The 7720-nt window shown below is 69.6% G+C and carries 6 protein-coding genes and 1 tRNA gene; all 7 read right to left on the bottom strand.

The genetic code is table 11. From position 1 onward, the window contains the following. Positions 1-50: 50 nt before the first annotated feature. On the bottom strand, positions 51-938 hold the full coding sequence (locus ACFWFI_RS38650) for a Bax inhibitor-1/YccA family protein (protein ID WP_387399897.1): 888 nt from the start codon (positions 936-938) through the stop codon (positions 51-53). A 253-nt stretch (positions 939-1191) separates the two neighbouring features. Then, a tRNA-Leu gene (locus ACFWFI_RS38645) sits at positions 1192-1278 on the bottom strand. A gap of 251 nt (positions 1279-1529) precedes the next feature. Next, positions 1530-3935 carry a glycoside hydrolase family 2 protein gene (locus tag ACFWFI_RS38640; protein WP_387399895.1) on the bottom strand — a complete coding sequence of 802 codons (2406 nt, stop codon included), beginning with the start codon at positions 3933-3935 and terminating at the stop codon, positions 1530-1532. Further along, positions 3932-4825, bottom strand: coding sequence for an ATP-binding cassette domain-containing protein (locus ACFWFI_RS38635; protein ID WP_387399893.1), 894 nt, complete (start codon positions 4823-4825; stop codon positions 3932-3934). The genes ACFWFI_RS38640 and ACFWFI_RS38635 overlap by 4 nt, the downstream gene beginning before the upstream one ends. Beyond that, complete coding sequence (locus ACFWFI_RS38630; RefSeq protein ID WP_387399891.1) at positions 4825-5769, bottom strand: ABC transporter ATP-binding protein; 945 nt, start codon at positions 5767-5769, stop codon at positions 4825-4827. The genes ACFWFI_RS38635 and ACFWFI_RS38630 overlap by 1 nt, the downstream gene beginning before the upstream one ends. Before the next feature lie 4 nt (positions 5770-5773). Beyond that, positions 5774-6679 (bottom strand): ABC transporter permease, encoded by a 906-nt coding sequence (locus tag ACFWFI_RS38625; protein WP_387399889.1) that lies wholly within the window; start codon positions 6677-6679, stop codon positions 5774-5776. Next, positions 6676-7720, bottom strand: a 1045-nt coding sequence (locus tag ACFWFI_RS38620) for an ABC transporter permease (RefSeq protein ID WP_387399887.1), incomplete at its 5' end; no start/stop codon positions are given. The genes ACFWFI_RS38620 and ACFWFI_RS38625, both read right to left, overlap by 4 nt.

The following is a 7720-nucleotide window of genomic DNA, read 5'->3' as shown; positions in this document are numbered from 1 at the left end:
CGCAGGCACTGTGCCTGCGGGCCGTTCCGTCTGTCGTCGCGCCTACGGGGTCAGTCGTCCCCGTTGAGGATGGAGAGCAGACGCAGCATCTCCAGGTAGATCCACACGAGGGTCAGGGTGAGGCCGAAGGCCGCCAGCCAGGACTCCTCGCGCGGTGCGCCGTAGTTGATGCCGTCCTCGACCTGCTTGAAGTCCAGGGCCAGGAAGCAGGCACCGAGAATGATGCCGACGACTCCGAAGAGGATGCCGAGGCCGCCACTGCGGAAGCCGAGGCCGTCACCGCCGCCGAACACGGAGAACAGCAGGTTGACCATCATCAGGAGCACGAAGCCCATGGCCGCTGCCATCACGAAGCCGTAGAAACGGCGGGTGACGCGGATCCAGCGCATCTTGTACGCGATGAGGACACCGGCGAAGACACACATGGTGCCCATCACCGCCTGCATCACCGTGCCGGGGCTGATGTAGGTGCTGACCGTGCTGGAGATCACTCCGAGGAAGACACCCTCGAAGGCCGCGTAGGCCAGGATCAGCGCGGGCGACGCCTTGCGCTTGAAGGACTGGATGATCGCGAAGACGAACGCCACCAGGGCTGCGCCGATGGCGATGCCGTAGGACTTGCCGAGATTGGCCTCGTCGACCGGCAGGAGGGCCCAGGAGAGCGCGGCGGTGAGCACCACGGTGCCCAGCGTCATGGCCGTACGCGTGACGACGTCGTCGATCGTCATCGCGCCGGAGCGCGCGGGCGCCTGCGGGGCGCCGTACTGGGTGTCCTGCTGGGCGTAGGGGTTCGTGGCGTACGGGTTGGCGGCGGTGCCCTGCGCGTACGAGTTGGCACCCGCTGCGGGGGCCCCGGCCTGCGGCGCCGCGTTGAAGCCCGCGTAGCCGTTGTCGCGGCTGAACCCCCGTCGCGAGAAGACCGGGTTGCTGCTCCTCATTTCACTCCTCCATGGCCACCTTGCGCGGCCTTGCGTCAAGAGTAATGGGTAGGCAAAACAATCACCCTAGTGCCAGAGGAGGATCTTTGAGAGAAGGCCCGTCCCGGTTCCCCCGGACAGGAGATGCACGGACGGGACACGCCACGTACGCACGGTGACCACCCGGGCCGTGCCGGGTCTCCGGCAAAGGCTCTTCACGAGAAGTTGACAGCTGAAGTACCGTGCGGCCGCCTGGGCTCCACCGACCGTGCGGTGGTGCCCGGAGCCGGACTCGAACCGGCACGCCCCCGAGGAGGCAGCGAGGTTTAAGCTCGCCGTGTCTGCATTCCACCACCCGGGCGTGGGCGCGCGGCTCCGCGTTTGGCACATGACCCTATCCGGGGGCATCCCTCGAACAGCGGAACATCAACTCGATGTTGTCTTATTTTATTGATCGTGTGAGGGTCCGTCAGACACCTGGTGCCGCATCAGCACACGCCCGCCCCGGTCGAGGGGGACGAACCCTGGCAAACGGGAATGACGGAAACTCGCCGCACCCGTACGGCTCATACGCCATGGGCCGCGCCACCCGTCCGCCAGGGCCCCGCCACCTCACCCGTCGACGAGGTCGTTGACGCACCGGAGAACGGGCCGCGAGCCCAGTGCCTCCGGTTCCTTCAGCACCGTCCCCGTGACGTGGAACACCGCGCTCTCGCCGGGCAGCAGGGTGACGAGCATGTCGTCCACCTCGGCCGCCGGATCCAGCCGGTCGGGGAAGAGCGCCAGATCACGCAGCAGTGTCCGCGCCGTCACCGTGACCCGGTAGCCGATACCCGACTCGTCACCCTGGGTGACCGTGACGTCGTATCGTGCCGGCGGCAGCGCGAGACGGGTGTCCTCCTCGTAGAACTCGACCGACCGCAGGTCGCCCAGCTCCGCCACCAGCACCTCGCGGGCGCTGTCCCCGGGCTCGGCGACCGAGGGCGGCAGGGGCACCCGGGTGACCCCGCGGGCCGCCGTGCCCACCACGACCGTCTCCTCGGCCAGGACGGCCCCGTCCAGGGAGCGGCGGGTCAGCCGTAGCGTGCCCTCCCAGAGGCGGGCGGAGTCGTTGACCAGGTGCAGGGCGCCGTCCCGTACCGCCATCAGCCGGTCCGCGTAGACCGAACGCAGGGCGTACCAGAGAGGCTTGCGGCGCCCGTCGCCGTCCACCGCCGCCCAGGAGACGACCGGCCAGCAGTCGTTGAGCTGCCACACGACCGAGCCCATGCAGTACGGGCTGTGCGAGCGGAAGTGGCGGATGCCGAAGGCGACCGCGCGCGCCTGGTTCAACTGGGTGAGCCAGAGCCAGTCGTCGAAGGAGGCTGGCTGCGGAAGGTGGTCCCCCAGGCCGCGCAGCAGTTTCGCGTCGCCGTCCTCCGCCTTCTGGTGGTGGGCGATCAGCGGAGCGCCCAGGCCCAGCGGGCCGCTGACGGCGCGGCGCAGGGTGGCGTACGCGGGCGGTCCCTGGAAACCGAACTCGGCCACGAAGCGGTGCGCGGTGTCGGCGTAGTGGCGGTAGTCGACCCGGTTCCACACCTCCCACAGGTGGACCGTGCCCAGGGCGGGGTCGTTCGGGGGGAGCTCCGGAGAGCCGGAGTAGGGCGATCCCGGCCAGTACGGCCGGGAGGGGTCGGTCTCCGCGCACAGGGCGGGCAACAGCTCGTGGTAGTAGGCGTGTCCCCAGGTGCGGCCCTCCAGCTTCTCCTGCCAGCCCCAGTCGGCGTGGCCCTCCAGGTTCTCGTTGTTGCCGCACCACAGCACCAGCGAGGGGTGCGGGGCGAGCCGGACGAGGTTCTCGCGGACCTCCGCGGCCACCTCGTCGTACAGCGGCTGCTCCTCCGGATAGGCCGCGCAGGCGAACGGGAAGTCCTGCCAGACCAGCAGCCCCTTCTCGTCGGCCAGCTCGTAGAAGTCGTCGCTCTCGTAGAGGCCGCCGCCCCAGACCCGGATCAGGTTGACGCCCGCGGCGATCGCCTGGTCGAGGCGGTCGGAGATCCGCTGCCGGGTGACCCGCGCCGGGAAGCAGTCGTCGGGGATCCAGTTCACCCCTCGCACGAAGACGGGCTCGTCGTTGACGGAGACACGGAAGGCGTCGCGCTCCAGGCCGACGCCCCGGAAGCCCGTCCTGCCGCCCCACGCCTCGTCGCCGAGGCGGACGGTTACGTCGTACAGCGGCTGCTCGCCGTGGCTGTGCGGCCACCAGCGCGCGGCGCCGGGGACTGAGAGGGTGACGGCGGCACGGTCCTCGCCGGCCGGGACGGTGAACACGGCCAGCTCGCCGGCCACCTCCACCGATGCCTCCAGGGGACCGTCCCCGGACCGGTCGACGTCGAGGGTGAGCGCGAGACGCGGCACCCCGTCCCCGTCGAGGTCGGCGATGACCTTCACCTCGGCGATGCGCGGACCGGTCCAGGACTCCAGCGCGACCGGCCGCCAGATCCCGGAGGTGACCAGGGTGGGGCCCCAGTCCCAGCCGAAGTTGCAGGCCATCTTGCGGATGAAGGCGTACGGCTCGGTGTACGCGCCGGGCCGGTCGCCGAGCTTGTCGCGCAGCGCCTCGGCGTAGGTGTACGGGGCGGTGAAGCGCACGACGAGGGTGTTGAGGCCCTCGCGCAGCAGCGGCCGCACGGGGAAGCGGTAGCTGCGGTGCTGGTTGGCGGTGGACCCGGCCTCGGTGCCGTTGAGCAGGATCGTGGCGACGGTGTCGAGGCCGTCGAAGCACAGGTCGGTGAACTCGTGCTCGTCGGCCGACCACGCGAAGTCGGTGCGGTACGTCCAGTCGGTGCGGCCGATCCAGCCGAGCCGTTTCTCGTTGTCGTCCAGATAGGGGTCGTCGATCAGCCCGGCGGCCAGCAGGTCGGTGTGGACGCAGCCGGGGACGGCCGCCGGGACGCCGTCCGAGGGGAGCCCGACCGGTACGGCGCTGTCGGCACGCAGGGTCCAGCCGTCGTGCAGGGGCAGGTGGCGAGGAGTCACGCGGAGGTCCTTCCGCAGTCGGGGAGTCCGGCGCAGGCGACGAAGTGGTCCGGCTCGGTCTCGTGCAGGTCGGTGTCCCGTGCGCCCCCCTCGTGGAAGGCGCAGGCCTCCACGGGTTCGGCGGTCGTCCAGGGCTGGTTCAGCCGGGGCACCGCGGCCAGGAGCGTGCGGGTGTAGGGGTGGAGCGGGTTGCCGAAGACCTTCTGTGTGTCGCCCCGCTCGACGACGCGGCCGTTCCTCAGCACCACCGTCCTCTCGGCGAGGTAGGTGCCGAGCGAGAGGTCGTGGGTGATGTAGAGGACGCCGAGGCCGCGTTCCTTGAGGCCGGCGAGGAGGTTGAGCACGTCGATGCGGGTGGAGGCGTCGAGCATGCTGGTGATCTCGTCGGCGACCAGGAAACGCAGGTCGAGCAGGAGGGCGCGGGCGATCAGCAGGCGCTGCAGCTGCCCGCCGCTGAGCTGGTGCGGGTAGCGGCCCAGCACCTGTCCGGGGTCCAGACGGACGTCCCGTACCGCCTTCTCCACCCGGTCCGCCCACTCCTTGCCGGAGAGGCCCGGGTGGTAGGCGTGGCGGACCAGCGCGAAGACGCGGTCGGCCTTGAAGACGGGGTTGTAGCAGCTGAAGGGGTCCTGGAAGACGCCCTGGACACGGCGGTAGAAGTCCTTGCCGGGCCGGACCTGTTCGCCGTCCAGCGTGAGACTGCCGCCGCTGACCCGGGTGAGACCCAGGACCATGCGGCCGATGGTGGACTTCCCGCTGCCGCTCTCGCCGATGAGCGAGACCAGTTCGCCGGGCGCCGCCTCGAAGGACACCCGGTCCACCGCGGTGACGGAGCCGCCGCCGAAGGCACCGGCCCGGAAGGTCTTGGTGACACGGTCGAGGGTCAGCATCAGGCCGCCTTCCAGCATGCGACGGTGTGACGGGGGGCCACCTCGACGACCGGCGGCTCCTCGGCGCAGCCGCTGTCGGCGAGCGGGCAGCGGTCGCGGAAGCGGCAGCCGGCCGGTGGGTTCAGCAGGGAGGGCGGGGAGCCCTCGATGCCTCTGAGCGGCTTGTCCTTGTAGCGGGCGCCCACCTGGGGCAGCGAGCCGATCAGCATCTTCGTGTACGGGTGGCGGGGCCCGTTCGTCAGCACCTTCGTGGGGGCCTTCTCGGCCAGCTTGCCCGCATACATCACCATGATCGAGTCGGCGATGTGCGAGGTCAGCCCGAGGTCGTGGGTCACGAAGATCATGCTGGTGACCAGGCCCTTGTCGCGGAGTCCCGTGAGGGCGCCCACGACGGCCTGCTGGTTGGAGACGTCCAGGGCCGAGGTGACCTCGTCCGCGATGAGGACGGACGGATCGAGCAGCGTGGAGATCACCATGACGGCGCGCTGCTTCATGCCTCCGGACAGCTCGATCGGATAGCGGTCCAGGACCTCGGGTCCGAGTCCGACCAGTGCGAGCCGGCGGTGCAGTTCGCCGGTGTCCACGGTGACGCCCCGCGAGGCGAGGAGCTCGCGGATCATACGGCCGATGCGGCGGGTCGGGTTGAGCGCGCTCATCGAGTACTGGGGGACGAGCGAGATCTTGTGGAAGCGGTAGGCGTTCATCGCGCGGTCGTCGGACAGCGGGAGTTCGTCGCCGTCCAGCGTCACGGTGCCGCCGACGTGCCGCATCCGGCCGTCGAGCCGGATGAGGGACTTGCCCAGGGTGGTCTTGCCGCAGCCGGACTCGCCCGCCAGGCCCAGGATCTCGCCGTCCGCCAGGTCGAAGCCGACGCCGTCCAGGGCCCGGACCTCGCCACGCAGCGTGCGGTAGTGCACCCGCAGATCGTTGACGGTCAGGGTCATGTGCTCACGACTCCCTCAGCTTCGGGTTGAAGACCTCGTCGAGGCCCACGTTGGCGACGTAGAGCGCGCCGACGATCGCGGTGATCCCGGCGCCCGGGGGAACGAACCACCACCACATGCCGAGTTGGAGCGCGCTCCACTGCTGGGCGCTCTGCAGCATCAGGCCGAGCGAGACGCCTTCCGTCGGGCCGAGCCCGATGAAGTCCAGCGAGGAGGCGATGAGGATGGACCCGCCGAAGAGCAGGATGAACATCATGAAGAGGTACGAGCTCATGTTGGGCGCGATCTCGCGGAAGACGATCCGCCAGGTGCCGCTCCCGCTGAGCCGGGCCAGGTCCACGAACTCCCGGGTGCGCAGCGAGAAGGTCTGCGCCCGGATCGCGCGGGCCGCCCAGGGCCACGAGGTCAGGCCGATGAACAGGCCCTGCACGGCGACGCTGCGCACCCCCATGTAGGCGTTGATGATCAGCAGGACGGCGAGGGCGGGGATCACCAGGACGACGTTGGTGAGCATGTTGAGGATCTCGTCGACGACTCCGCCCCGGTAGCCGGCGAGGAAGCCGACCACCATGGCGATGACTGCGGCGATGGCTCCGCCGACGACGCCCACCAGGAAGGTGGCGCGCAGCCCGTGCACGAACTGCGCGAACACGTCCTGGCCGAAGGTGGTGGTGCCCATCCAGTACGTCCCGTCGGGCGCGGACGCCTGCGGGCCGACGTATTCGTTGGGGTTGCCGTTGTCGAGCAGCATCGGTCCGATGACACCGACCGCGAGCAGGACGGCGACCAGGCTCACGCCGATGATCAGTTTGGGGTTGCGCACCGCGTAGTGCAGCGACTCGCGGCCCGGCTCGGCCACGGGTGCATCGGCGGAGGGAGCCTCGGGCGCCGGATCGGGCAGTGTGCTCATGACGTGCCTCCTGCCATGCCCGTACGGGTGCGGGGGTCGACGACGACGTACACGATGTCGATGAGGAAGTTGGCGATCAGTACGCCGATGACGATGAACAGGAACGCGCCCTGGAGCAGGAAGAAGTCCTGGTTCTGGATCGCGGCCAGGATCAGTGAGCCGAGCCCCGGATAGGCGAACACGATCTCGGTGACGAGCGCTCCGGCGACCAGGACGCCCAGTTGCAGGGCGAGCCCGGTGATCTGGGGGAGGACGGCGTTGCGGAAGGCGTAGCGGCGGATGAGCCGCTGGGGCGCACCGAGGGCCGCCAGGTACGACGAGTAGTCGGACTCCAGCTCATAGATGATCATGTTCCGCATGCCGATGGCCCAGCCGCCGAGCGCGACGAGGAACAGCGAGAGGAACGGCAGCACCCAGTGGTGCAGCGCGTCCAGCACGAAGTCGGCGCTCCAGCCGGGCTGGATGTCCAGGCTGTAGCCCCCCGATATGGGGAACCAGCCGGCCTTGGCGCCCAGCGCCCAGGCCAGGATGACGGCGATCCACATGTACGGCATGGCGGTCAGCAGATAGCCGGCCGGCAGCACGGTGTTGTCGAGGACCTTGCGGCGGGCGGACAGCGCGCCGATCCAGTTGCCCACGAACCAGCTGAGCAGGACGGCCGGGATCATCAGGCCGAGTGTGTACGGGAGCGCGTCGAGCAGGACGTCGCCGACCGGTGTCGGGAAGACGAAGATGGAGATCCCGAAGTCGCCCTGGAGCAGCGCGCCCCAGAAGTGCATGTACTGCTGCCAGAGGGGTTCGTCGAAGCCGAACAGGTTGTTGTAGTAGGTGCGCATCGCCTCGGCGGCCTCCGGCTGCGAGACACGGGCGCGGGCGACCATGGCGGAGACCGGGTCACCGGGCATGAAGCGCGGGATCATCCAGTTGACGGTGACGGCCACGACGAACGTCAGTCCGTAGATGAGAAGTTTGCGGGCGAAATAGCGGCGCAAGGGTGCTCCCCTGGTGGAGAGCCCCGCCGTGCGCGCACACCTGACCGTG

The organism is Streptomyces sp. NPDC060209, from assembly GCF_042728155.1.
Classification (GTDB): domain Bacteria; phylum Actinomycetota; class Actinomycetes; order Streptomycetales; family Streptomycetaceae; genus Streptomyces.
This window is presented reverse-complemented; position numbering and strand designations above follow the sequence as displayed.

Excerpts from the sequence above, each read along its gene's own strand:
- ACFWFI_RS38650 (WP_387399897.1), bottom strand. The coding sequence starts at position 938 with ATGAGGAGCAGCAACCCGGTCTTCTCGCGACGGGGGTTCAGCCGCGAC.
- ACFWFI_RS38635 (WP_387399893.1), bottom strand. The coding sequence starts at position 4,825 with ATGCTGACCCTCGACCGTGTCACCAAGACCTTCCGGGCCGGTGCCTTC.
- ACFWFI_RS38630 (WP_387399891.1), bottom strand. The coding sequence starts at position 5,769 with ATGACCCTGACCGTCAACGATCTGCGGGTGCACTACCGCACGCTGCGT.
- ACFWFI_RS38625 (WP_387399889.1), bottom strand. The coding sequence starts at position 6,679 with ATGAGCACACTGCCCGATCCGGCGCCCGAGGCTCCCTCCGCCGATGCA.